The sequence below is a fragment of the Kribbella sp. NBC_00889 genome (assembly GCF_045207705.1).
Lineage (GTDB): Bacteria > Actinomycetota > Actinomycetes > Propionibacteriales > Kribbellaceae > Kribbella.
Window position 1 is genome coordinate 525,085 of sequence record NZ_CP108783.1, and the last position, 21,903, is coordinate 546,987.

Annotated in this window: 20 protein-coding genes; 12 read left to right on the forward strand and 8 right to left on the reverse strand. The window is 68.2% G+C overall.

What is annotated here, in order from left to right:
- Together OG817_RS02725 and OG817_RS02730 are read right to left on the reverse strand one after the other, a co-directional pair.
- Positions 1-1,314 carry an AarF/ABC1/UbiB kinase family protein gene (locus OG817_RS02725; protein WP_360458669.1) on the reverse strand — a complete coding sequence of 438 codons (1,314 nt, stop codon included), beginning with the start codon at positions 1,312-1,314 and terminating at the stop codon, positions 1-3.
- 92 nt (positions 1,315-1,406) lie between these two features.
- Positions 1,407-1,565 carry a DUF5679 domain-containing protein gene (locus OG817_RS02730; RefSeq protein WP_012922897.1) on the reverse strand — a complete coding sequence of 53 codons (159 nt, stop codon included), beginning with the start codon at positions 1,563-1,565 and terminating at the stop codon, positions 1,407-1,409.
- Between the two features lie 522 nt (positions 1,566-2,087).
- Here OG817_RS02730 and OG817_RS02735 point away from each other — a divergent pair.
- The 3 genes from OG817_RS02735 (at position 2,088) to OG817_RS02745 (ending at position 5,436) form a co-directional block, all read left to right on the forward strand.
- Positions 2,088-2,636 carry a YgjP-like metallopeptidase domain-containing protein gene (locus OG817_RS02735; protein ID WP_406051898.1) on the forward strand — a complete coding sequence of 183 codons (549 nt, stop codon included), beginning with the start codon at positions 2,088-2,090 and terminating at the stop codon, positions 2,634-2,636.
- Between the two features lie 208 nt (positions 2,637-2,844).
- Entirely contained in the window at positions 2,845-5,037 is a 2,193-nt protein-coding gene (locus OG817_RS02740) for an MMPL family transporter (protein WP_406051899.1), read from the forward strand.
- A gap of 69 nt (positions 5,038-5,106) precedes the next feature.
- Positions 5,107-5,436, forward strand: coding sequence for a hypothetical protein (locus OG817_RS02745; protein ID WP_406051901.1), 330 nt, complete (start codon positions 5,107-5,109; stop codon positions 5,434-5,436).
- Here OG817_RS02745 and OG817_RS02750 read toward each other — a convergent pair.
- On the reverse strand, positions 5,429-6,010 hold the full coding sequence (locus OG817_RS02750) for a CGNR zinc finger domain-containing protein (protein WP_406051902.1): 582 nt from the start codon (positions 6,008-6,010) through the stop codon (positions 5,429-5,431). The genes OG817_RS02745 and OG817_RS02750 overlap by 8 nt on opposite strands.
- Positions 6,011-6,077: 67 nt before the next feature.
- On the opposite strand from OG817_RS02750, the gene OG817_RS02755 reads away from it, so the two are divergent.
- Complete coding sequence (locus OG817_RS02755; protein WP_406051904.1) at positions 6,078-7,253, forward strand: MFS transporter; 1,176 nt, start codon at positions 6,078-6,080, stop codon at positions 7,251-7,253.
- On the opposite strand, the gene OG817_RS02760 is transcribed toward OG817_RS02755, so the two are convergent.
- A complete protein-coding gene (locus OG817_RS02760) occupies positions 7,222-9,483 on the reverse strand; it encodes an FdhF/YdeP family oxidoreductase (protein ID WP_406051905.1) in 2,262 nt (753 codons plus the stop codon). The two genes, OG817_RS02755 and OG817_RS02760, sit on opposite strands and share 32 nt — an antisense overlap.
- A gap of 146 nt (positions 9,484-9,629) precedes the next feature.
- Here OG817_RS02760 and OG817_RS02765 point away from each other — a divergent pair, with 146 nt between their 5' ends.
- From OG817_RS02765 to OG817_RS02775, 3 genes are all read left to right on the forward strand, one after another.
- Positions 9,630-10,358: a 3-hydroxybutyrate dehydrogenase gene (locus tag OG817_RS02765; RefSeq protein ID WP_406051906.1), complete on the forward strand. Its 729-nt coding sequence runs from the start codon at positions 9,630-9,632 to the stop codon at positions 10,356-10,358.
- A gap of 40 nt (positions 10,359-10,398) precedes the next feature.
- On the forward strand, positions 10,399-11,700 hold the full coding sequence (locus OG817_RS02770) for an MFS transporter (protein ID WP_406051907.1): 1,302 nt from the start codon (positions 10,399-10,401) through the stop codon (positions 11,698-11,700).
- A gap of 69 nt (positions 11,701-11,769) precedes the next feature.
- Entirely contained in the window at positions 11,770-13,551 is a 1,782-nt protein-coding gene (locus OG817_RS02775; RefSeq protein ID WP_406051909.1) for a helix-turn-helix domain-containing protein, read from the forward strand.
- 52 nt (positions 13,552-13,603) lie between these two features.
- On the opposite strand, the gene OG817_RS02780 is transcribed toward OG817_RS02775, so the two are convergent.
- The gene (locus OG817_RS02780; protein ID WP_406051911.1) at positions 13,604-14,536 is read right to left on the reverse strand and encodes an NADP-dependent oxidoreductase; all 933 of its coding nucleotides are present in this window, start codon (positions 14,534-14,536) and stop codon (positions 13,604-13,606) included.
- A 114-nt stretch (positions 14,537-14,650) separates the two neighbouring features.
- On the opposite strand from OG817_RS02780, the gene OG817_RS02785 reads away from it, so the two are divergent.
- Positions 14,651-15,058 (forward strand): winged helix-turn-helix transcriptional regulator, encoded by a 408-nt coding sequence (locus OG817_RS02785; protein WP_406051912.1) that lies wholly within the window; start codon positions 14,651-14,653, stop codon positions 15,056-15,058.
- Positions 15,055-15,666: a hypothetical protein gene (locus OG817_RS02790; protein ID WP_406051914.1), complete on the forward strand. Its 612-nt coding sequence runs from the start codon at positions 15,055-15,057 to the stop codon at positions 15,664-15,666. Before OG817_RS02785 ends, OG817_RS02790 begins: the two co-directional genes overlap by 4 nt.
- 874 nt (positions 15,667-16,540) lie before the next feature.
- On the opposite strand, the gene OG817_RS02795 is transcribed toward OG817_RS02790, so the two are convergent.
- From OG817_RS02795 to OG817_RS02805, 3 genes are all read right to left on the reverse strand, one after another.
- Positions 16,541-17,338, reverse strand: a complete 798-nt coding sequence (locus tag OG817_RS02795; RefSeq protein ID WP_406051916.1) for a ferritin-like domain-containing protein — start codon at positions 17,336-17,338, stop codon at positions 16,541-16,543.
- A gap of 168 nt (positions 17,339-17,506) precedes the next feature.
- The gene (locus OG817_RS02800; RefSeq protein WP_406051917.1) at positions 17,507-18,088 is read right to left on the reverse strand and encodes an NUDIX hydrolase; all 582 of its coding nucleotides are present in this window, start codon (positions 18,086-18,088) and stop codon (positions 17,507-17,509) included.
- 147 nt (positions 18,089-18,235) lie between these two features.
- Positions 18,236-19,552, reverse strand: a complete 1,317-nt coding sequence (locus OG817_RS02805; protein ID WP_406051919.1) for a zinc-dependent metalloprotease — start codon at positions 19,550-19,552, stop codon at positions 18,236-18,238.
- A gap of 378 nt (positions 19,553-19,930) precedes the next feature.
- Between OG817_RS02805 and OG817_RS02810 the strand changes: the two genes are divergently transcribed.
- From OG817_RS02810 to OG817_RS02820, 3 genes are read left to right on the forward strand one after another with little or no spacing between them, the layout of a single operon-like run.
- Positions 19,931-20,356, forward strand: coding sequence for a molybdenum cofactor biosynthesis protein MoaE (locus OG817_RS02810; RefSeq protein WP_406051921.1), 426 nt, complete (start codon positions 19,931-19,933; stop codon positions 20,354-20,356).
- A 30-nt stretch (positions 20,357-20,386) separates the two neighbouring features.
- Positions 20,387-20,833, forward strand: coding sequence for a hypothetical protein (locus tag OG817_RS02815; RefSeq protein WP_406051923.1), 447 nt, complete (start codon positions 20,387-20,389; stop codon positions 20,831-20,833).
- Positions 20,830-21,870 carry a PDZ domain-containing protein gene (locus OG817_RS02820; RefSeq protein WP_406051924.1) on the forward strand — a complete coding sequence of 347 codons (1,041 nt, stop codon included), beginning with the start codon at positions 20,830-20,832 and terminating at the stop codon, positions 21,868-21,870. Before OG817_RS02815 ends, OG817_RS02820 begins: the two co-directional genes overlap by 4 nt.
- Positions 21,871-21,903 lie beyond the last annotated feature (33 nt).

A 21,903-nucleotide genomic window follows, 5' to 3' on the forward strand; every position in this document is an offset into this window, starting at 1 on the left:
TCAGTCGTCGGTGAAGCCGGGGAGGAGCTCCTCCAGGACGGCGCGAAACGGGGCTTTCGCCTCGAGCTGGGACAGGACGGCCATGCCGCCGATCCAGACCCGGTGGATGAGCAGGTACGACGGCGGCATGTTCAGCCGGAGGGCCAGCCCCGCGTTGGGCGACCGGAAGTCCCCGGTCCGGTTCGCCTGCGCGCGCATCCACGCCCGGCTGAACTGGAACGTCTCCTCCCGGGCCGGCTCCGCGAACGGCGCCAGGTAGTCCATCAGCTGGTCCGGGTCGATCTCCATTCGCGGCTTGATGAACCCCTCGGCCCGCAGCCCGTCCCGTACGGCGATCCCGTCGCCGTCGAGCGAGATCCGCAGCAGCCGCCCGATCGCCGGCGGGAGACCGTCCGGCAGCCGTGCGCACAGCCCGAAGTCGACCACGCCGAGCCGTCCGTCCGGCATCACCCGGAAGTTCCCCGGATGCGGGTCGGAGTGCAGCAGGCCGGCGTACTTGGGGCCGCTGAACATGAACCGGACGTACTTCAGCCCGATCGCGTTGCGCTCCTTCTTGGTGCCGTCGCTGATGATCGACGACAGCGGCCGGCCCTCGAGCCACTCGGACACGATGACCGACGGGGAGTGCTTGATGACCCGGGGAACGACGAACTCGTCGTGGTCCTTGAACGCGTCGGCGTACTGCTGCTGGGCCTGGGCCTCGCGGTCGTAGTCCAGCTCCTCGCCGATCCGCTCCTGCAGCTCGGTGACGAGCGGCTTCATGTCCAGCCCGGGGACCAGCGTGCCGAAGGTGCGGGCGAACCGGCCGAGCTGGCGCAGGTCCGCGCGCAGCGCCTCGGCGGCGCCCGGGTACTGCAGCTTGACCGCGACCTCGCGGCCGTCCTTCAGGATGCCGCGATGCACCTGGCCGATCGAGGCGGCCGCCGCGGGCAGGTCGTCGAACTCCTCGAACCGGTCCCGCCAGCGCCTGCCCAGCTCGCGCGACAGGATCGTCTGCACGGTCGAGGCCGGCATCGGCGGGGCGGAGTCCTGCAGCTTGGTCAGGGTGGCCCGGTACGGCGCGGCCAGCTCCTCCGGCATCGCCGACTCCATCAGGCTCAGCATCTGCCCGAACTTCATCGCGCCGCCCTTGAGCTCACCCAGGACGGAGAACAACTGGTCGGCGGTCCGGCGCTGGAACTCGGCGTACACGGCCTCGGCCGGCGCACCGCCGATCCGCTTGCCGAGTCCGACCGTGGCCCGGCCGGCGGCACCGAGCGGCAGGCTGGCGAGCTTCGCGGTCCGGCTCAGCGCCTTGCGGGGGAGGTCCGACACGTACCCATTCTGTCGGGTCGCCCAAGCCGGGACGACGGAGGGGCGGTGGACGACACGTTGCGTGTCGTCCACCGCCCCTACGACTTGGTGCGTCAGGCCTTGCCGAGGATCCGGTTCAGGTTCGTACCGCACTCGGGGCACTTGGCCTTGGCCATGCGCGTGCCCTTGTCGTTGACCTTGACCTCGCCGTCGGCGGTGCGCTTGGCCTTGCACTTGACGCAGTAGAACTCGCCGCTCCAGGTCTCTGCCATGAGGGCCCTCTCCTTGCTCTGAATACCAGCCGGGGCTCTCGCCCCAGGCCGTCGTGGATGCTAACGGCAGACCGTCCTGCCGTAGGCCGTTCGGCCCAGTCGGGATTCACCCTACGGCAGGCGGGAGCAGGCTCAAGCGCACCGGCCGGCCCGCGTGCCGCTCGGAAGAGCCGAGGAAAGCCTTTTCCAAGCCGTGTGGCAGCACCAGAACAGGCTCCCGGTGGTCCGCCTTCGGAACCGCTCGGCTTCCCCTCCGAACGGCCCCGGAGGCGGTCCGGGAGCCTGTTGACCATGACGCTAGGAGGCGGGCGCCGCGCAGGCAAGCCCCGGTTGTCCACGCCTGTGGATAACTCTGTGTGCAACCTGTGGGACGCGCCGCCAGGTGCTGTGGACGGGCGGGGGAACAGGGTGTGAACAACCGGAATCGGCCGGCCCAAGATCTGGCGTCTGACCTGCGGAAACGCTGATGCACAGGATGTGGACAGAAGAAAGTTGTCGGATTCTGGGGGTACGTTTTGACCCATGGCCGACTCTCCACCGCGCTCGACCCCTGGCCCGATCCCGCCGTACGTCGACATCCGCCGCAGCAAGCGGCGCAAGCGGACCGTCAGCGCCTACCGGGACGGGGAGCGTGTGGTCGTGCTGATGCCCGACCGGCTCTCCGCCGCGGAGGAGGCACGCTGGGTCGAGACCATGCTGGCGCGGCTGGAGAAGCAGCGCAGCCGATCTCGCGTGTCGGACGAAAAATTGTTGTCCAGAGCACACGAACTCGCGTGTCGGCATCTTCCAGAAGTGCCCGAACCTGCGTCTGTGAGGTGGGTTTCGAACCAAAACAGACGGTGGGGATCCTGCACTCCGGCGGACAGATCGATCCGTTTGTCCACCCGGCTGCAGGCGATGCCCGCCTGGGTGGTCGACTACGTCCTCATCCACGAGCTCGCCCATCTGGTCGAACCGGCCCACAACGCGGCCTTCTGGGAGCTCGTCCACCGCTACCCCAAGGCTGAGCGTGCGGAGGGGTATCTGGAGGGTGTTTCGGCCGCTTCCTCGCTCAATCTCGACGAATTCTGACTGCGGCCCGCACCCGTCCGATCACGCCCCGACAGCCCCCTGAGAGCCACTCAGGGACCGGGGTGGGGCTGGCTTCAGGGTGCACTCGGTGGCTTCCTCCATAGTGGTGACCCCCCTGTCCCAGCCAGGCTTTTGACCTGTAGCCAGTGCCCACGCCAGGGAGCGCTGGTGCGGGGCGCCTGAGGGGGCGCAGAGGGGCAGGGAAGTTATGGCCAGGGGACAGATCACGGTCCGGGCGGCGCGATGGAGCGCCACCCATCCGTGGCGGGCGATGGCGATGTGGGTGGTCGTCGTGATCGCCTGTTTCGCCGTCGGCTCGATGACCGGGACCAAGGAGTCCGAGAACGAGGGCGACATCGGCGAGGTGACCCGGGCCGACAACATCGTCAAGTCCGGCAACTTCGCCGACCCGGACGTGGAGAGCGTGCTGATCACCTCGCCGTCCGGAACGCTCGACCAGGCGGAGGCGACCAAGGCCGCCGGCGTGGTGATCCAGCGGATGCGCGCCCTCGGTGGGGTCGCGGAGGTCGCTCAGCCGATGCCGTCGCCGAAGAAGGACGCGCTGATCGTCCAGGTGACCCTGAAGGACGGCGACGGGGACAACCGGGTCCAGCCGCTGCAGGACACCACCGCCCAGATCCAGCAGCAGTACCCGACGCTGCGGATCGAAGAGGTCGGCGGACTGTCGATCGACAAGGCGCTGAACGAGACGCTCGGCAAGGACTTCAAGCGCGCCGAGATCTTCAGCCTGCCGGTGACACTCGCGATCCTCTTGATCGCGTTCGGCGCACTGATCGCGGCGTCCGTACCGCTTCTGCTCGCGCTGTCAGCTGTCGCGGCGGCGATCGGCCTGTCCGCGGCCGCATCCCAGCTGATCCCGGCCGTCGACGCGGTGAACAGCGTCATCCTGCTGATCGGTATGGCGGTCGGCGTCGACTACTCACTCTTCTACCTGCGTCGCGAACGTGAGGAACGCGCGAAGGGCCGCGGGCACGTCGACGCGGTCGAGATCGCGGCAGCGACGTCAGGCCACGCCGTCGTCGTCTCCGGTACGGCGGTCATCATCTCGATGGCCGGGTTGTTCCTGGCCCGGGACGCGGTGTTCTCGTCGTTCGCGGTCGGCTCGATCCTGGTCGTCGCGGTGGCCGTCGTCGGTTCGCTGACCGTGCTGCCCGCCGTACTGGCGAAGCTCGGTCGCTGGGTGGACCGGCCGCGGATCCCACTCGTGTGGCGGTTGACCGCGAGCAAGGCCAAGCCGCGGTTCTGGCGGGCCGTGCTGAAGCCGGCGCTGAAGCACCCGGTCGCCACGCTGATGATCGCTGTCGTCGCACTGCTCGCGGTCGCGTCGCCGGCGCTGGGGATGACGCTGAAGTTCCCCGGCACCGAGGATCTGCCGCGCGACACCGCGGTGATGAAGGCGTACGACCGGCTCACCGCGGCCTTCCCGAGCACCGGGACGAGCCACGAGGTCGCCGTCCGTGCGCCGGCCAACCAGGCGCCCGCGGTCAAGGCCGCACTGGCCGACCTGGTGAAGCGCACGCAGGACGACAAGCTGTTCGCGCAGGACGGTCTGGAGGAGCCGCGGGCCTCGAAGGACGGGACCGTGACCACGCTCGAGGTCGCCACGCCGTACGAGGGTGGTAGCCAGGAGGCGCGTGACTCGCTGACCAAGCTGCGCAAGGAACTGATGCCGGAGACGGTCGGCAAGGTGCCGGGAGCCGAGTACGCCGTCGGCGGGTTCGTCGCCGCGGACGTCGACTACGCGGCACACACCCGGGCCAAGCTGCCGCTCGTGATCGGGTTCGTGCTGTTGCTGACGATGATCGTGATGATGGTGACGTTCCGGTCCGTGGTGGTCGCGGTCACCGCGATCGGGCTGAACCTGCTGAGTGCGGCCGCGGCGTACGGCGTGGTGACCGCGGTCTTCCAGAACACCTGGGCCGAGGGGATCCTCGACTTCCGCTCGAACGGTGCGGTCGTGTCCTGGTTGCCGCTGTTCCTCTTCGTGGTGCTGTTCGGTCTGTCGATGGACTACCACGTGTTCGTCGTCAGCCGGATTCGTGAGGCGGTACTGCGCGGCGTACCGACGAAGAAGGCTGTGGCCGACGGCATCACCGGATCGGCCGGTGTGGTCACCAGCGCGGCGGCCGTGATGATCGGGGTGTTCGCGGTCTTCGCGACGCTGAGCACGCTCGACATGAAGCAGCTCGGCGTCGGCCTGGCCGTCGCGATCCTGCTCGACGCCACGATCATCCGGGCGGTCGTCCTGCCGAGCGTGATGATCCTGCTCGGCGACGCGAACTGGTGGGCGCCGAAGTGGCTGCGCCGCAAGCCCTCCAAGCACGCGAGCCAGCCGCCTGCGGCCCCGGAGGAGGAGCGCGAACTGACCCCGGTCGGCTGATCCAGGCGGTACGACGCCCCACCCGGAAAGTGGGTGGGGCGTCGTCCGTTGGTGCGCGAGGATGGCGTCGTGCGCACTGTGGCTCTGACCGAACTGGCCGAGATCGTCCTGACCGTCGAGCGCCCGCATCCGGTGCGCGTCGCGATCGACGGATGCTCCGCGGCGGGGAAGACGACGCTCGCGGACGAGTTGGCCGACGTCCTGCGCGCCCGCAGCCAGCTCCTGGTCCCGCTCGGTCCGGGTGGCGGCCGCCGGTACGTCACTGGGATCAGGAGCGCTACCGCACCAGGTACATCCCGGGCGAGCGGATGTACGTCGACCAGGTCCAGCCGCGGTCCCGTGCACAGATCGTCGTGGACAACGAGGATCCGGCCCAACCCGACGCTCACCGTCAACTAGGCGCGCCTTGGCGGGCTCGGTGGGCGGCGGCTTTCACCCGGCTCTGGCACTGCGGTGAGCAGAAGCGGCGTTGGCCGTTGCGGGAGACGTCGACGAAGACGCGATCGCACTGTGGGGCCGCGCAGACTCCGAGGCGGCCGGCCAGGTCGCTGCCCAGCGCGAGTGCGAGGCCGGCGGCGCAGCCGGCTGCCCAGCCGTTGACCAGACCGTCGTCCAGACCGTGGAAGTGCAGGCTCCAGCCCTTCTCTCGTCTGTCCAGTTGCGGTCGCGCGTTGGTGTCCAGCAGCAGCGCGTTCACCTCGTCAGCGGCCCCGTCGAGATCGCCCGAGTGCGCCGACTCGAAGACGATCCGCATCCGCGCGGCCAGCTCCGTGAGCCGGCGCGCATCGTCCTGCCGGACGGAAGGCTGCGGATAGCCGATCGCGACCAACGCGTCGGCGACTGCCTGCGCGGCATCGGCCGGCCCGGGGAACGCCGTACCGCCGGAGAACCCGGGCGTCAGCCGGTTCACGTATTCGACGGACGCCGCCAGCACGTTCCGGGTATGACTATCAAAGGACACTTGACCAGTCACGAGATCGCTCCGTAGGCTCGGGGTTGCGTGACCGATCATATCCACTTAGATAGTCATGGAGCCCGCGATGAGTGCTGCTGCGACCCTGACCGCGCCCTGGCGTGGGTTGTCCCGCGCGGTCTGGATCCTTGTGGTGGCTCGGGCGGTCAACCGGATCGGCGCGTTCACGCTGCCGTTTCTGGGCGTGGTGCTCACGGTCGAGTTCGGTGCGTCGCTCGGCGAGACCGGGCTGATCCTGGCCGTCTTCGGCGTCGCCACCATCCCGTCCCGGTTGCTCGGCGGGCAGTTGGCAGACCGCCTCGGTCGCCGTCGCACGATCGTGCTCGGCCTGACCGGATGCGCGGTCGCTCAGCTGTGGATCGCGCTCAGCAGCACGCTCTGGTCCGCAGTACTGGCCGCGATCCTGCTGGGCCTGGCCTTCGAGATCTATGAACCACCCAGTCAGGCGACGATCGCCGACGTGACTGATCCGTCCGACCGACCAGCGGCGTACGGGCTGCTGGGCGCGGCGATGGCCGCGGCCGGAGTTCTCGCCGGTCTGCTTGCCGCGGCGGTCAGTCACTGGGATCTGCGGTGGTTGTTCGTCGCCGACGCGATCACCTGCCTGTCGTGCGCCGTACTCGTCGCGCTTGCGCTTCCGGCCGACGTACGGCGGGAACACGTGTCGGCGACTGCGGTGGCGGTGTGGCGGGATCGCCGGCTGGTGTTGCTGCTCGTCAGCGGCACGGTCTTCGCCACGATCTACATGCAGTTGGTGATCGGAGTGCCGCTGACCCTGCTCGAGCAAGGCCTGCCGGAGTCCGGCACCGGCTTCATCCTCGCCGTGTCGGCGGTGACCCTGATCGTTGCCCAGCGCCTGCTTCGCGTGCAGAAGCTCGACGATTTCCGGTCGATCGCGGTCGGCTACGTCCTGCTCGGTGCTGGACTCGTCGTCTGCGCCTTCGCGCAGACTCTCACCGTCTTCCTGCTCGCCACGGTGCTCTGGAGCGTGGGTGACCTGTTCCTGCTCACCCGCTACCTCACGCAGGCGTCCGGGCTCGCGCCTGACCACGCCCGCGGCCGGTATCTGGCCGTGTTCGGCCTGAGCTGGGGCATCGCGACCGCCATCGCGCCGCTGACGGTGACGCAGCTTCTCGAGTCCGCCGGTCCCGAGGGGCTGTGGCTGTCCAGCGCCGCGGTGGCCGCCGTACTGGCTGTGCTGCAGCCTTGGTTCAGGAGGAGGCTGGCTCCAGCCGCACCGTGAGGCCCTTGGCGACCGGGGTGTTGCTGCCCTTGGCCACGTCGTCGGCGGCCATCAGCACATTGGTCTCCGGGTAGTACGCCGCCACGCAGCCTCGCGCGGTTGGGTAGGAGACGAGACGGAACCCGTTGGCCCGCCGCTCGACCCCCTGGAACTCGCTGATGATGTCGACGTACGCGCCGTCCTCCAGGCCCAGCTCGGCCAGGTCGTCCGGGTTCACGAAGACCACCTCGCGAGTGCCGTCCACGCCGCGGTAGCGGTCCTCCAGCCCGTAGATCGTGGTGTTGAACTGGTCGTGGCTGCGCAGCGTCTGCAGCAGCAGCCGACCCGGTGCGGTCGGCAACCAACTCAGGTCGTTCGCGGTGAACTGCGCCTTCGCGTCGGAGGTATGGAACTCTCGCCGGTCGCGCGCGGCATGGGCCAGCAGGAAGCCGCCCTCGTTGGCTCGCAATCGCGTCTCGAAGTCCTCGTAACCGTCCGCGACGCGTCCGATCCGTTGCCGGATCAGGCTGTAGTCGTCGGCGAAGTCCCGCCACGGGATCTCCCCGACCTCAGGAACCAGGGCTTGCCCCAGCCCGGCGACGATGCCGATCTCCGACTTCAGTTCCGGACCTGGCGGGATCAGGTTCCCGGTGGACAGGTGTACGGCGCCTTGCGAGTCCTCCACGGTCACCGACTGCGGGCCGGCCGCGGTGTGGTCGTGGTCGGTCCGGCCGAGCGTGGGCAGGATCAGCGCCTCGCGCCCGGTGACGGTGTGGGACCGGTTCAGCTTCGTGGACACGTGCACGGTCAGATCGCAGTGCCGCAGGCCGCGGTGGACGACCTCGGTGTCAGGTGTCGCGGACGCGAAGTTGCCGCCCATCCCGAAGAAGACGCGAACCGTGCCCTCCCGCAGCCGCTTCACTGTGTCGGCCGCGTCGATGCCGTGCTCGCGCGGCGAGGTGAACGAGAACTCGGCGTCGAGCTTGTCCAGGAACGTGTCCGGCATCTTCTCCCAGATGCCCATGCTGCGGTCGCCCTGGACGTTCGAGTGCCCGCGCACCGGGCACGGTCCCGCACCGGGCTTGCCGATGTTTCCCTGCAGGAGCAGCACGTTGACGATCTCGCTGATCGTGGCGACCGCCTCACGCTGCTGGGTCAGGCCCATCGCCCAGCAGATCACCGTCGCCTTGGAGGCGATGAACCGCTGGGTGAACTCCTCGATCTCGGCGCGACGCAGGCCGGTGGCCTGCTCGACCGCGGCCCAGTCGAGCTCGGCGTTGTGCTTGGCGTACAGCTCGAAGCCGCTGGTGTGGCTGTCGATGAAGGACTTGTCCAGCACCGTGCCGGGGTTGGCCGCCTCGGCCTCGACGAGAAGGTGGCCGACGGCAAGGAACAGTGCCTGGTCGCCGCCGAGGCGGATCTGCAGGTGCTGGTCGGCCAGCGTCGTACCCTTGCCGACCCAGCCGCGGGGACGCTGCGGGTTCTTGAAGTTCATCAGCCCGGGCTCGGGCAGCGGGTTCACCGAGACGATCGACCCGCCGTTGCGCTTGGCGATCTCCAGGTGGTTGAGCATCCGCGGCGCGTTGGTGCCCGGGTTCTGGCCGACGACGACGATCAGCTCGGCCTCTTCGAGCATCTCGAGCGTGACCGCGCCCTTGCCGCTGCCGATCACCCGGGACAGCGCGGTACCGGACGACTCGTGGCACATGTTCGAGCAGTCGGGGAGGTTGTTGGTGCCGTAGGCACGGACCAGAAGCTGGTAGAGGAACGCGGCCTCGTTGCTGGTCCGGCCGGAGGTGTAGAAGACGGCGTCGTTCGGGTCGACGAGAGCCTTCAGATGCCGTGCGACGACCTGGAACGCCTCGTCCCAGCCGATCGGCTCGTAGTGCGTGGCGCCGGCCCGCAGCAGCATCGGCTCGGTGATCCGGCCGAGCTTGCCGAGATCGAACTCGGAGATCTCGTTCAGCGCCTCGATCGAGTGCTCGGCGAAGAAGCTGCGCGACACCCGCTTGCGGGTCGCCTCCCATGCGACCGCCTTGGCGCCGTTCTCGCAGAATTCGGCCGCGTGCTTGCGTTTGTGGTCGGGATCCGGCCAGGCGCAGGACGGACAGTCGAAGCCGCCGTCCTGGTTCATCTTCAGGAAGACCTTGCCGGTCCGGGCCGGGCCCATCTCGCGGAAGCCGAACTTGAACGAGGACAGCACCGCGGGAACGCCGGCGGCCTTCTTCTTCGGCTGTTCGATGTCGACCATGCTTCCACGATAGTTCGATCTATCACCGTCGGCAGGTTTGATAGATGTGACTGTGGACAAGTAGCGCCTGAATCCACATCGCTCCGCAATGTTGTGTGGCGCGATCCCATAGTGCGGCCGGGGGCGGATTCCTACAGTCATCGGCCATGGAGACCCGTCGAGCCCTGATCACCGGAGCCGCGTCCGGCATCGGCGCCGCCTGTGCACGGCGGCTCGCGGCCGACGGCGTACACGTTATCGCTGTCGACCACGACCCGGATGGGCTCGATGCCCTTGACGGTGTGGAGCCGGTGGTGGCCGATCTGGCCGACCTGGACCGTCTGGCCGATCTTCCGACGGACGTGGACATCCTGGTCAACAACGCCGGGGTCCAGCAGGTCGCTCCGGTCGAGCAGTTCCCGCCGGAGCGGTTCAGCTACATCCTGCGGCTCATGCTCGAGTCGCCGTTCCGTCTGATCCGCCAGACCCTCCCGCACATGTACGGCGCCGGCTGGGGACGGGTCGTCAACATCAGCTCGGTGCACGGACTCCGGGCCAGCCCGTTCAAGGCGGCGTACGTCGCTGCCAAGCACGGACTGGAAGGACTCAGCAAGGTCGTCGCATTGGAAGGTGCGGCCCACGGGGTCACCAGCAACTGTGTGAACCCGGCCTACGTGCGTACGCCGCTCGTCACCGCGCAGCTCGCGGACCAGGCGGCGACCCACGGACTGTCCGAGGCAGAGGTGCTGGAGAAGGTCATGCTCGAGCCGGTCGCGGTGAAGCGCCTGATCGAGCCGGCCGAAGTGGCGGAGCTGGTCGCGCTGCTGTGCGGTCCGGCCTCCGCCTCCATCACGGGGAGTTCGTTCGTACTCGACGGCGGCTGGACCGCCCACTAGCAGTGTTCTGGACCGCCCACTAGCAGTGTTGGAGCCCGCCATGACAGCAACAGAACCGGTCCGCACCCGGACGCCGATCGCCCGGGTGGTCGGCGCGAGTCTCGTCGGCACCACCGTCGAGTGGTACGACTTCTTTCTCTACGGAGTGGCCGCGTCGGTGGTGTTCGGCGATCTGTTCTTCCCCAAGGGTGAGGAACTCACCGGCACCCTGCTGAGCTTCGCCACCTTCGCCGTCGGGTTCTTCGCCCGTCCGATCGGCGGAGTGGTGTTCGGCCACTACGGCGACCGCTTGGGCCGCAAGAACCTGCTGGTGCTGTCGCTGTTGCTGATGGGCCTCGCCACCTTTGCCATCGGCCTGCTGCCGACGTACGCACAGGTCGGTGCGCTCGCTCCGGTCCTGCTGACCGTGCTGCGGCTCATCCAGGGCTTCGCACTCGGTGGTGAGTGGGGCGGCGCCGTACTGATCGTCTCCGAGCACGGTGACCCCGCGCGACGTGGCTTCTGGGCCTCCTGGCCGCAGGCGGGTGCGCCGGCGGGTCAGTTGATCGCGAACGGCGTACTGGCCGGACTGGCGGCGTTCCAGTCGGACGCTGCCTTTGACTCCTGGGGCTGGCGCATTCCGTTCCTGCTGTCCGCCGTACTGGTGCTCGTCGGACTGTGGGTGCGGCTGCGGATCGAGGAGTCGCCGGTGTTCAAGGAGGCGCAGGCCAAGCAGCAGCCGGAGGACAAGCTGCCGCTGATCGAGGTGCTCACCCGCTACCCGCGTGAGGTGCTGACCGCGATGGGCGCCCGGATGGCGGAGAACGTCAGCTACTACATCTTCACGATCGTGATCGCGACGTACGCCAAGGAACACCTGGGGATGGACAAGTCGTTCGCGCTGAACGCCGTACTGATCGGTGCCGCCGTGCACTTCTTCGCCATCCCGATGTGGGGTGCGCTGTCCGACCGTGTCGGCCGCAAGCCGGTGTATCTGATCGGTGCGGTTGGGGTCGGCGTCTGGGGCTTCTTGTTCGTGGCGATGGTTGACACCAAGAACTTCGCTCTGGCGACGCTGGCGGTGACTGTCGGGCTGGTGTTGCACGGTGCGATGTACGGGCCGCAGGCATCCTTCTTCACTGAGCTGTTCGGCACTCGGGTCCGGTACTCCGGTGTGTCGGTCGGCTATCAGTTGGCGTCGATCATCGCGGGCGGTCTGGCGCCGTTCATCGCGGTGGCACTGCTGAAGGCGTACGACTCCGGCTACGCGATCGCCGTGTACGTCGCAGTGTGCGCGGTCATCTCGATCGTCGCGGTCACGTCGTACTCCGAAACCCGTCGTCGGGACCTGACCGCCCTCTGATCCCCACTCCAACTCTTCCCTTCCTTCGGGACCATCCTCGACGGGACCCGGGCGGCAGCCGGAGGTGGCATGATCGCGAAGATGGAGGAGCTTCTGCGGCTGTTGGCCGAGGATGCGTCCGGGAGCGAGTTGGCCCGGGCTGCGGGCGAGGACGCGGTGGCACGCGACCTCGCCCTGCGGATCCGGGCCGGCATCGACGCCAGCAAGAAGCGTGAGGCCGAACTGTCCGCCCTGGTCGACGTCGCCCGCGAACTCGCGTCGGCCCGCGACCCGGGTGGCGTACTCGACACCATCGTGCACCGTGCGCGCACCCTCCTCGGTGCGGACGTCGCCTATCTGACCTTGTACGACGACGCCCGCGGCGACACGTACATGCGGGCGACCGACGGGTCCGTGTCGGCGGCCTTCCAGCAGGTCCGGCTTCCTCTGGGCGCCGGACTCGGCGGTCTGGTCGCCAAGACGTACAAGCCCTACTGGACTGCCGACTACCCGTCGGACCGGCGCTTCCGGCACACCTCTTCGATCGATCATGCGGTCGGAGAGGAGGGACTGATAGCCATCTGCGGTACGCCGCTCGTCGTCGACGGAGCGTTCGTCGGGGTGCTGTTCGCTTCCAACCGGACGCGGCGACCGTTCAGCCAGGACGAGGTGTCGTTGCTGGGATCGCTGGCGGCGCTGGCGGCTGTGACCATCGTGCAGGTGCGGGCGGCGGCTGAGACGGCGGCCGCACTCGACCAACTGTCTGCGGCGCACGCCGGCACCGAGCATGCTGCCGCGGCGCACGACCGGTTCGCCGGGATCGTGTTGTCTGGTGGCGATGTGGATGCGATCGCCGCTGCGCTGGCCGAGCTGCTGGACGTGTGGGTCGTGCTGGTCGATGCCGTGGGCAATGAGTTGGCCGTGGCCGGGGACACGCGTGGTGCTGTGGTGCGGTGGCAGGAGTCCGAGTCCGGGCGGTTGACCAGGGTCGGTGACTGCTGGGTTGTTGCGGCAACGGCGAAAGGGGAGCGGCTCGGTGCGCTGGTGATCGGCGGCGTCGATGAGCTCTCAGGTGCGGACCAGCGGATCGTGGAGCGGGCCGCCGTTGTCACTGCACTCGTTCTGTTGTTCCGTCGGCAGGCTGCGGAGCAGTCGCAGCGGGCTCAAGCTGATCTGCTGGCTGATGTACTCAGTGGTGCCGCCGACCCGAGGACGCTGACGGACCGACTCCGGTTGCTTGCGCCGAATCGCCGGCACGACCGTCTGGTGGTGGCTGTCTGTCGTGGCGACCAGGCCGCCGTACGTGCTCGGCTGTCGGCGCCGCTGGAGGACAAGCTCGTGCTGTCTGGTCCTTACGGTGGTGACTTGGTGCTGCTGTTCTCCCGTGCGGACGCTGCGGCTGCTGCGCGGGAGTTGGCTGAGGTCGCGAAGCGCACCGGCGCCACGATCGGAGTGACTGGTCCGGCGGCTTGGGGCGAGCCCTTGGTCGACTCGCATCGCCAGGCGGTACGTCTGGTGGGCACGATGCTGCGGCTCGGCCGCATTGGTGAGTCTGCGACTCCGGACGACCTTGGTGTCGCCGGCTTGGTCGGTGCGGCGGACGTCGACGTACAGGCCCATGTGCAGCACGTCCTGGGCGCCGTACTCGAGTACGACGCCCAGCGCGGTACCGACCTGATCGGGACGCTCCGGGCGTACTTCGCGGCAGGCCAGAGCCCGACGCGAGCCGCCACCGCGTTGCACATCCACCCGAACACAGTGCAGCAGCGCCTGGACCGGATCGGGGCCTTGCTGGCCGATGGTTGGCAGGCGCCGGAGCGCGCCCTGGACATCCAGGTCGCACTCCGACTCCACCAAGCCATCAAGGGCTGAACGGTTCGCCGCCTTGGGGAACGCCTCGTTGCCTTAGGGGACGCCCCGCTCCTCAGGGGATGAGGACGAGCCTGCCTCGGACGCCTCCGTTGGCGAGCCGCTTGTAAGCCTGTGCCGCCTCTTGCAGAGGATAGGTGTCCGCTACCCGGGTCCTGATGGCCCCGGCTTCGGCCAACACCACGAGCTCCGTCAGCTCTGCGCGATTCGCGTGGACAAAGATCTGATGCACCGTGATGTTGCGGAGATGCGGCGGCGTCGGGCCAGCTTGGACGTGCGCATGCTGACCACCGTTGCGAACCGCCTCCTGCGCCCCGACGCCAATGACCGCCGCATCCACCAGACCGTCAACACCGGCCGGAACGATCGCATGCACCGAGGCAGTCAGATCCTCCGTTCGCGACACAAAGTGATCCGCGCCAAGGCGGCGTACCAGATCCTCGTCCTCCGCAGCAGCGCTGGCGACAACCGTCAGCCCAACGTGCTTTGCGATCTCGACGGCGTACCCACCGACCCCGCCCGCCGCGCCGGTGATGAGCACGAACTGACCGAGAGTAAGTTGAACGGCTTTCAAGGCCTGCAACGCGGTCAGCGCGTTCAACGCGATCGTCGATGCCGCCGTCAGATCCAGATTCCTCGGAGCCGCCGCGACCGCATCGGCGTTGAGTACGACGTACTCCGCGTGTGTCTTGAGCGGCCGCCCGAGCAGGTCAGCCAGCCCGATCACCGGCGTACCGACAGCCAGGTCGACCCCCGGTCCCGCCGCGTCGATCGTGCCGGCGACGTCCCACCCGAGGCCGAACTGTTCCCGGGCCGCGGTGACGCCGTACTCAACCGCTCCGCCGCCGCTGACCGCGACATCGACCGGGTTGATCGCGGCGGCGGCCACTTTGATCCGGACCTGACCGTGGCCCGGTTCCGGTACCGGGGTCTCGATCAGCTCGAGTGCGTCCGGCCCGTCGAGCCGGCGGGCGACCAATGCGCGCATATCGTCTCTCTCCTTGTGGTGCTGCGTTTTTCGTTGGCGAACACCACATTCGGAGAGTTACTCTCTGCCGGGAAGTACGCACTTCGTAGTGCGTATCGCACGACGAGGAGAGCCATGCCGACCCGCACCGCCGCTCAGCTCCGCGAAGAAGCCGCCCGCGAGTACGACGCGTTCCTGGCGACCTGCCCGGCGCGGCAACTGCTGGACCGCATCAGCGACAAGTGGGTCACGCTCATCCTGTCCGCTCTGGCTGACGGCCCGCTGCGGTACTCGGACCTGTCCCGTCGCATCGCCGGCGTCAGTCAGAAGATGCTCACGCAGACGCTCCGCTCGCTCGAACGTGACGGTCTGCTCAGCCGCTCGGTGACTCCGTCTGTACCGGTCCGCGTCGACTACGAACTCACGACGCTCGGCGAGACGCTGATGCCGCTCATCGCCTCGATCAAGGGCTGGGCCGAGACCCACATGACCGAGGTCAACGCCGCCCGGTCCCGGTTCGACGACGTGAGCGCATCCGCATGACCGACCGGCGTGTGGTGGTTCTCGTCGTACCTGCCACTGGTAGTTGGGCCCCGCCCGGTCGTGACGCCGAGGCGTGGCGCTTGGCGTTGGCTGAGGACACCTACGAGGTCCTGGCCGCGCTGGACCGGGTGGACGTTGCCGTGGCGGTCGTCGGCGCTGACGAGTCCGCGCTGGAGTCGGTGAGTGCGCTGACCTGGCCCGGCACACCGGTGTACGCCGTCGACGCCGCGCGACCCGTACTCGATGCGGTGGAACTCGCCGGTCCGGCTGCCGCGGTTGTCGCGGTGAGCTACGACGTACCTGATCTGCCCGGTCTGCTGATCGGCAAGCTCTTCCGCTCGCTGAGCACCGCGGACATCGCCGTCACTCCCTCCGAGGACGGCACGCTCGCGGCCATCGGCATACGTCTGCCAACTGCTGATTGGGTCTCGACTGCCGCTCCGACGTTCGACACGCCTCTTACTGAGCTCGAGGCGGTGAAGCCTCGCCGGCATGCTGTCGGGATTGGCCCTGGATGGCACCGTCTGCGATCGAGTGCTGACATTGCGCGACTGGATCCGGGCCTCGAGGGCTGGGATGCAACTCGTTCCCTACTTCGTCACGCCTGACCCGTCACCTTCTTGCTCCCGGCTCGTTCACCATGCAGCAGGGCTTCTGGGGGAAGCCCAGCCGTCACCCGCTGGCCCCGTCGATGCCGTTCAGGGGCGGTGATCGACCACCAGCAAGTGGCGCAACATCGCGACACCGCACCGGGGGTGCGGCCAACACATCGGGGAACCGGGGACCAGGCGCCAAGGTCCTCACGCAACCGCCAACCCTCCACTCGGGAGGCAACTGGCGGCGCACAACCACGGGGATCACGGGGGACGTAGGTCCTGCACGGGGGCAGGGCTGAAGCGGGGCGCTCCAACAGCGGGGGATTGCACGGAGGCACGACAGCGGGGGCTGTGCGAGGGACCTGTACCCGGGCGATGGCAAGGGGGATCGCAGGGGTACCGGGGAACGGGGGTTCCACGGTGAATGCAGGGCGGGGAAGTACCAAGGCGTGGACGTGCACGAGCGAAGGTCGGCGGGTGGGGCTGTTCACGACGGGAGCGCCCGGGGTAGCGGGAATACGGGGGCCACGGGGGATGTACGGCTGTGGGGGATGCACGGGGAAGACGACGGCGAGAACTACACGCACGCGGGTGAGACGACGGGGGATCTTGCGGGAGAGGGGCCACGGGGTTGCACGGCTGTGGGGATGCACGGGCGAAGTACGACTGTGAGGCTGTCCGCGGTTGAGATAAACGGGGGTCGCGGGGACCGGGCAGCGGGGAACGGGGCTCCACGTGGATGTACGGCTGCGGGGGATTCACCGCGGAGGTGCGACGGCGAGAACTGCACGCACGTGGGTGAAAGGACGGGAGATCGCGTGGCGGAGCGGGGAACGGGGGCTCCACGGGGGCCGCAGGTTGCGGGAACGGGGAAGGTGGCGCGGGGTTAGCTGAGGTGGACGTTGTACTTGGTTAGTTCTTTTTCCACTAGGTGGAGGGACTGCTGGCCGGGGAGGGCGTCGATTTTGGCGTCTATTTTGCGGACTTCGGCCAGGCCGTGTTCGCCGCCGTACAGGTAGGTGAGCATGTGCTTCACCTCGGCCGGCGGCATGATCGTCGAGCCGACGATGCCCCATCCCTTGGAGAGTGCGAAGCGGGCGATCTTCTGAGCCTTCTTGCTGCGGAGCAGGCGGTCGCGTGCCTGGCTGTTGTAGAACGCGACGTGCCGGGTCTCCTGCTTCGCGATCCGCTTGAGGATCTCGGTCAGGACCGGGTGATCCTCGGACTGGATCAGCCGTGTGTACGCCGAATGTGCGCACCACTCGTTGATCGCGCCCCACGCCATGTGCGTGGCGATGAAGTCCTCGCCGATGATGTTCGCCAGCAATGACTGCCGAATCGGCGCGAGCCGGTCACGCCAACCGAGCCCGGAACGGACCGCGCGGGTGTGCTCGGGCCCGGTCGGGACGCCGTGCCGCTCGAGCACCTCGTCCAGTACTTCGCCGTGCCAGTACTCCTCGAGGTTCCACATCGTCAGGAAGACGGTGACCTCGGGATCGGCGTGCGACGGTGTAACGAGCAGGTCGCGCAGGTAGCAGACGGTGTGCGTCTCCACATCGCTCATATAGCTGAGGCAACGCAGCGCGTCATCGGACAGCGGCTGGGTCTCGAACGTGGACATGTCGAGGTCGTCCCAGCGGATGCGGGTCGAAGTCTGGGCGTAGTGATCGATGTCGAAGCTCACGGACATCCTTCGGCACACTCGGGCGACCGGATGGCCGCGATCCGACGAATGACAACGAGCGTACGACCTCCGCCCGACAGTTAGCCATCAAGTTGCCCGACAGCGTCCTGCCATTCACGCCACTCGTCGGAGACGCCTGATTCGCGCCCTCCCGAGCAGTTGGAGAAGTCACCCGGAAGAAACGCTCCCGGCGCTGTGAGCAAGTCGCCGAGTAGCTCTCGCTGCGAGTTCCTCGACCACGTGATCCGCGCTCTCGGGAAGCGCGTTGATCGGGAACCAAGCGAGGTCGTGAGACTCCTCGCTGACCACGTAGTCAGTACCAACAGTCGCGGTCACAAGGAACTGCACGTCCAGATGGAATGTCCCCGCACACCCGCCGGCGAGGATCTCGTGACGGGACAGTTGAAGCGGTGACGGATCGATCGACAGGTCCGTCAGCCCAGACTCTTCCGTAGCCTCGCGCAGTGCAGCTCCGGCCAGCGTGCTGTCGCCGTTCTCGCAGTGTCCGCCGAGTTGCAGCCATCGCCCGACAGTCTTGTGCAGCGTGAGCAGCGCCCGGCTGCCCGTCGCGTCCACCACCAGCGCGCTCGCCGTCAGATGCTCCGGCCGGCAACTGCGCCACATCGCGTCCGGGTGCTCTGCCAGCCATCGCAGGTAGTGCTCCCGGAGCCCTGCTTGCGTACCGTCGGGCGCACGCCACCCGTTCAACGTCATCACCGCATCGTCATGAAGCACCCGGTCAGTCTCCATGACGCCACCCCAAAACTCATCGCGCGCCTCCAGATCATCAGCCCGCAAGCGCCGTACTCGGACAGGCAGACCCAACGCGACCCCACTGGAACCTGCCGAATGGCTTCGTCCCGCGGGGTCGTGCTGTCGTACGCCGTTCGGTGCGGACTACTTGGTGGTGCCGGGGTCGTTGCCCTCGTCACCTTCTTGCTTCGGCGTGTCCGACGAGTCGTCATCGGGGAGGAAATCGGTGATGTCGATGTCGGCCAGCTCGCCTGCGTGCTGAGCGAACCCGATCGGGTCGTCCAGGTCGCCGGCACTCGGAAGCAGGTCCGGGTGCGACCAGAGCTCGTCACGGCCGTCGACGCCGCGAGCGTCACGGACGGCCGCCCACAGGTTCGCCGCGTCGCGAAGTCGTCGTGGGCGAAGCTGGAGACCGACCAGCGTGGCGAACGTCTGCTCTGCCGGTCCACCGGCCGCCCGACGCCGGCGTACCGTCTCCGAGAGCTGAACCGCGGCCGGCATCCGCTCCTTGGTCGCCTGCCGTACGACGTCGTCGACCCAGCCTTCGACGAGCGCGAGGGCGGTCTCGAGCCGGACGAGCGCGGCCTTCTGCTGCTCCGAGTCTTCCGGCTCGAACAGGCCGCCCGCGAGCGCTTCCTGCATGGCCTCGGGGTTCTGCGGGTCGATGTCCGCCATGGCTCGCTCGATCTTGCCGGTGTCGACCTCGATGCCCGCGGCGTAATCCGCCACCGCAGCCAGCAGATGCTGCCGCAGCCACGGGACGCCGGCGTACAGCCGCTGGTGCGCGACCTCGCGGAGCGCCAGGTACAGCCGGACGTCCTCGTCGGTCAGTCCGAGGCCCTCAGCGAACTTGGCGACGTTGTCCGGTAGTAATACAGCCTGGCCGGTCGGTCCGAGCGGCAGTCCGATATCGGACGAGCTCACGACCTCGCCGGCCAGCTCGCCCAGTGCCTGGCCGACCTGGGCGCCGAAGATCGAGCCGCCCAGCTGGCGCAGCATGCCGGCCATCGGCCCGGCGAGTTGCTGTGCTTCGGCGGGAAGGGCGTTGCCCATCGCGCCGGCGACGTGCTCGGCGACGGGGTCGACCACGGTCTGCCACACGGGAAGCGTGTTCTCGACCCACTCCGCCCGGCTCCAGGCCGCAGAGGTGGTGGATGCTTCGGGCAGCGTTGTTGCCTCGTCCAGCCAGTGCTCGGCCAGCCGGACCGCGTCCGCTACTCGGTCGGTATCCGTGGGGGTGACGGAGCGGTCTCCGGCGGCGGAAACCGTCTTGCGTGCGATGTCCTTGGCCAGATCCCAGTTCACCGGCCTGCCGTCGCCGGAACCGCTGAGCAGCTGCTGGACCTGCGCGAAGATCGCATTCAGGTCGGGAGCGCCGCCCGCGCCGGCCGCACCGGAGAACTGCTGGAACATGGCCTCGAACGGAGTTCCCTTGAACGGGTTGTCCGGTTCGTCGCTCATCGGAGTGGGCCTTCCTGTGCGGGTGGGGCGTACTACTCCAACGTACTGGTTCCACCGACCCGTTCCTCCCCCGGCGAACGCATTACTGCTCCTGTTCGCCGCCGGCAGACCGGCACCCCGCCGTGGGGCCGCGCCAACGGCCCCGATTGTGGGGGTGGAGGCAACAGTCGGCCAGGCTGGCCTCGCCGCCGGGACCTGCGGCGAGTCCATGTGCGGAGCGTGCGCGGGAGATGGCTCAGCGCGGTGATCTCGGCGTCCAGCCGGAGGCCTCAGAGGTGCGGTGGTGGGAGTTGGGGGCTGGGTGGGGGAGAATCGGGGGTGTGGGGGTTGGTTCGTGGTACGTGTTCGGGGTGGTTTCCCAGCGGGAATGAGGAATGGATGAGCGACGCGATCAGGCTGCTGGACATCCGGGAGGACGTCCTGTCCACCGACGAGGTGCTGGCCGCTGTGGCTGATCCGACCGCCGGCGGGACGGCTCTGTTCATCGGCACCGTGCGGAACCATGATCACGAGAAGCCGGTTGACCAGCTCAGTTACGAGGCGCACCCGGACGCCCTGGACCACCTGCGGACAGTGGCGGAGCGTGTCTGTGCCGACTCCGCAGTGACCGCGCTGGCCGCCGTACACCGGACCGGGGACCTCAAGATCGGGGACGCCGCCGTGATCGTCGCGGTGGCCGCTGCGCACCGGGATGTCGCGTTCGCCGCTTGCCGGCAGTTGATCGACGACCTCAAGGCGGAGGTCCCGATTTGGAAACACCAGCACTTCACCGACGGTGCCAGCGAGTGGGTCGGCGCTCACTGACACGTACGCTGGGCGCATGAAGGTGGCCGGATGAAGGTTTTGGCGTGGCTGGCGTTCCCGGTGGTCGCCACGCTGCTGGCGATGTGCTGGGCGGCTTGGCGCGCGCGGAGCCGCGGTCCACGCCGGTCCGGTGGCGCCTTCGACTCGGTCGAGGACTTCCGTCGCTTCAACGACGCACTCGCCGCTCCCGGTCCCCGCGCCACCCCGGAACGCCGCCGCCGCGGCCTGAACCGCGCGCACAAGACCGGCGCTGACGAGCCGGACGTAAACAAGGCTGACAAGTCCGATCACGTCGCCAACCCCTCCTCTCCTGACGCGCCGGACTCAGCCAGCGAGTCGCGTACGGCGGACCGACTCAGGCCGGCGGGGACACTTCGGGCCGGTGGGACGTTGGGTTCAGCAAAGACACACGCCATCGAGAAGCTCGGTACGACCGAGATGTTCGGTTCCACCAAGATCGCAGGGCAGGGTTCGTGACACGTCGTACCGCAACACTGGTCACTTCGATCATCGTGCTGGTCGTTTCGCTCGGGCTGGTCACCGTCTTCTCGGTGCCCTTCGTCTCGTTCAGCCCTGGGCCGGTGAAGGACACCCTCGGTACGTCGAGCAACAACAAGCCGGTCATCGAGATCACCGGGCACGACACGTTCCCGACCACCGGCCAACTGGACCTGACCACCGTGTCTGTCACCTCGCCCGGGCGTGAACTCACGCTCCCGCAGGCGATGCGGAACTGGCTCGACCCGCACAACGACCTGTTCCCGCGCGACATCATCTACCCGCCGGACCAGAGCGCCGACCAGGTCGAGGAGCAGAACACCGCCGAGATGACCGGCTCGCAGGACAGTGCGGTCGCCGCCGCCCTGCAGGCAGCCGAGGTCCCGTACCACCCCAAGGTCTCGACGGTCGCCAAGGACACCCCGGCCGACGGCAAGCTGAAGCCGGGTGACGTCGTCCTGGCCGTCGACGGTGTCGCGATGTCGCAGGTCCCGCAGGTCGGCGAGTACGTCCGCAAGCACAAGGTCGGCGAGAACGTCGCGTTCCTGATCCGGCGCAACGGGGCGGAGCAGACCATTCAGGTGAAGACCGCTGCCACCCCTGGCGACGAGACCCGGCCGATGGTCGGCATCACCATCGGGGTCGACTCCCCGGTCAAGGTGACGGTCAACCTCGGCCAGGACATCGGCGGCCCGAGCGCGGGCACGGCGTTCGCGCTGGCCATCTACGACAAGCTCACACCGGGTCCGCTGCTGGACGGTAAGCACATCGCGGGCACCGGCACGATCGACGCGCTCGGCCAGGTCGGTCCGATCGGCGGCATCCAGCAGAAGATCGCCGGTGCCAAGAACGACGGCGCCTCCATCTTCCTGGTGCCCGCCGACAACTGTGAGGCGGCGATGCACGCCGGCGTGAAGGGCATCCAACTGGTGAAGATCACCACACTGACCGAGGCGATCGCCGCCATCAACGCAGCAGTCAGCGGACAGGGGAAGGTCCCCTCGTGCGCACCGTGAGCACCGTGAACGTACCGGCCGGCCGAAGGGGAG

Coding starts and splice junctions, on each gene's coding strand:
- OG817_RS02800 (WP_406051917.1), bottom strand. CDS start 18,088: ATGGAGACTGACCGGGTGCTTCATGACGATGCGGTGATGACGTTGAAC.
- OG817_RS02780 (WP_406051911.1), bottom strand. CDS start 14,536: ATGCGCGCATTGGTCGCCCGCCGGCTCGACGGGCCGGACGCACTCGAG.
- OG817_RS02765 (WP_406051906.1), top strand. CDS start 9,630: ATGGAGACCCGTCGAGCCCTGATCACCGGAGCCGCGTCCGGCATCGGC.
- OG817_RS02790 (WP_406051914.1), top strand. CDS start 15,055: ATGACCGACCGGCGTGTGGTGGTTCTCGTCGTACCTGCCACTGGTAGT.
- OG817_RS02775 (WP_406051909.1), top strand. CDS start 11,770: ATGATCGCGAAGATGGAGGAGCTTCTGCGGCTGTTGGCCGAGGATGCG.
- OG817_RS02810 (WP_406051921.1), top strand. CDS start 19,931: ATGAGCGACGCGATCAGGCTGCTGGACATCCGGGAGGACGTCCTGTCC.
- OG817_RS02735 (WP_406051898.1), top strand. CDS start 2,088: ATGGCCGACTCTCCACCGCGCTCGACCCCTGGCCCGATCCCGCCGTAC.
- OG817_RS02740 (WP_406051899.1), top strand. CDS start 2,845: ATGGCCAGGGGACAGATCACGGTCCGGGCGGCGCGATGGAGCGCCACC.
- OG817_RS02760 (WP_406051905.1), bottom strand. CDS start 9,483: ATGGTCGACATCGAACAGCCGAAGAAGAAGGCCGCCGGCGTTCCCGCG.
- OG817_RS02785 (WP_406051912.1), top strand. CDS start 14,651: ATGCCGACCCGCACCGCCGCTCAGCTCCGCGAAGAAGCCGCCCGCGAG.
- OG817_RS02805 (WP_406051919.1), bottom strand. CDS start 19,552: ATGAGCGACGAACCGGACAACCCGTTCAAGGGAACTCCGTTCGAGGCC.
- OG817_RS02815 (WP_406051923.1), top strand. CDS start 20,387: ATGAAGGTTTTGGCGTGGCTGGCGTTCCCGGTGGTCGCCACGCTGCTG.
- OG817_RS02770 (WP_406051907.1), top strand. CDS start 10,399: ATGACAGCAACAGAACCGGTCCGCACCCGGACGCCGATCGCCCGGGTG.
- OG817_RS02755 (WP_406051904.1), top strand. CDS start 6,078: ATGAGTGCTGCTGCGACCCTGACCGCGCCCTGGCGTGGGTTGTCCCGC.
- OG817_RS02730 (WP_012922897.1), bottom strand. CDS start 1,565: ATGGCAGAGACCTGGAGCGGCGAGTTCTACTGCGTCAAGTGCAAGGCC.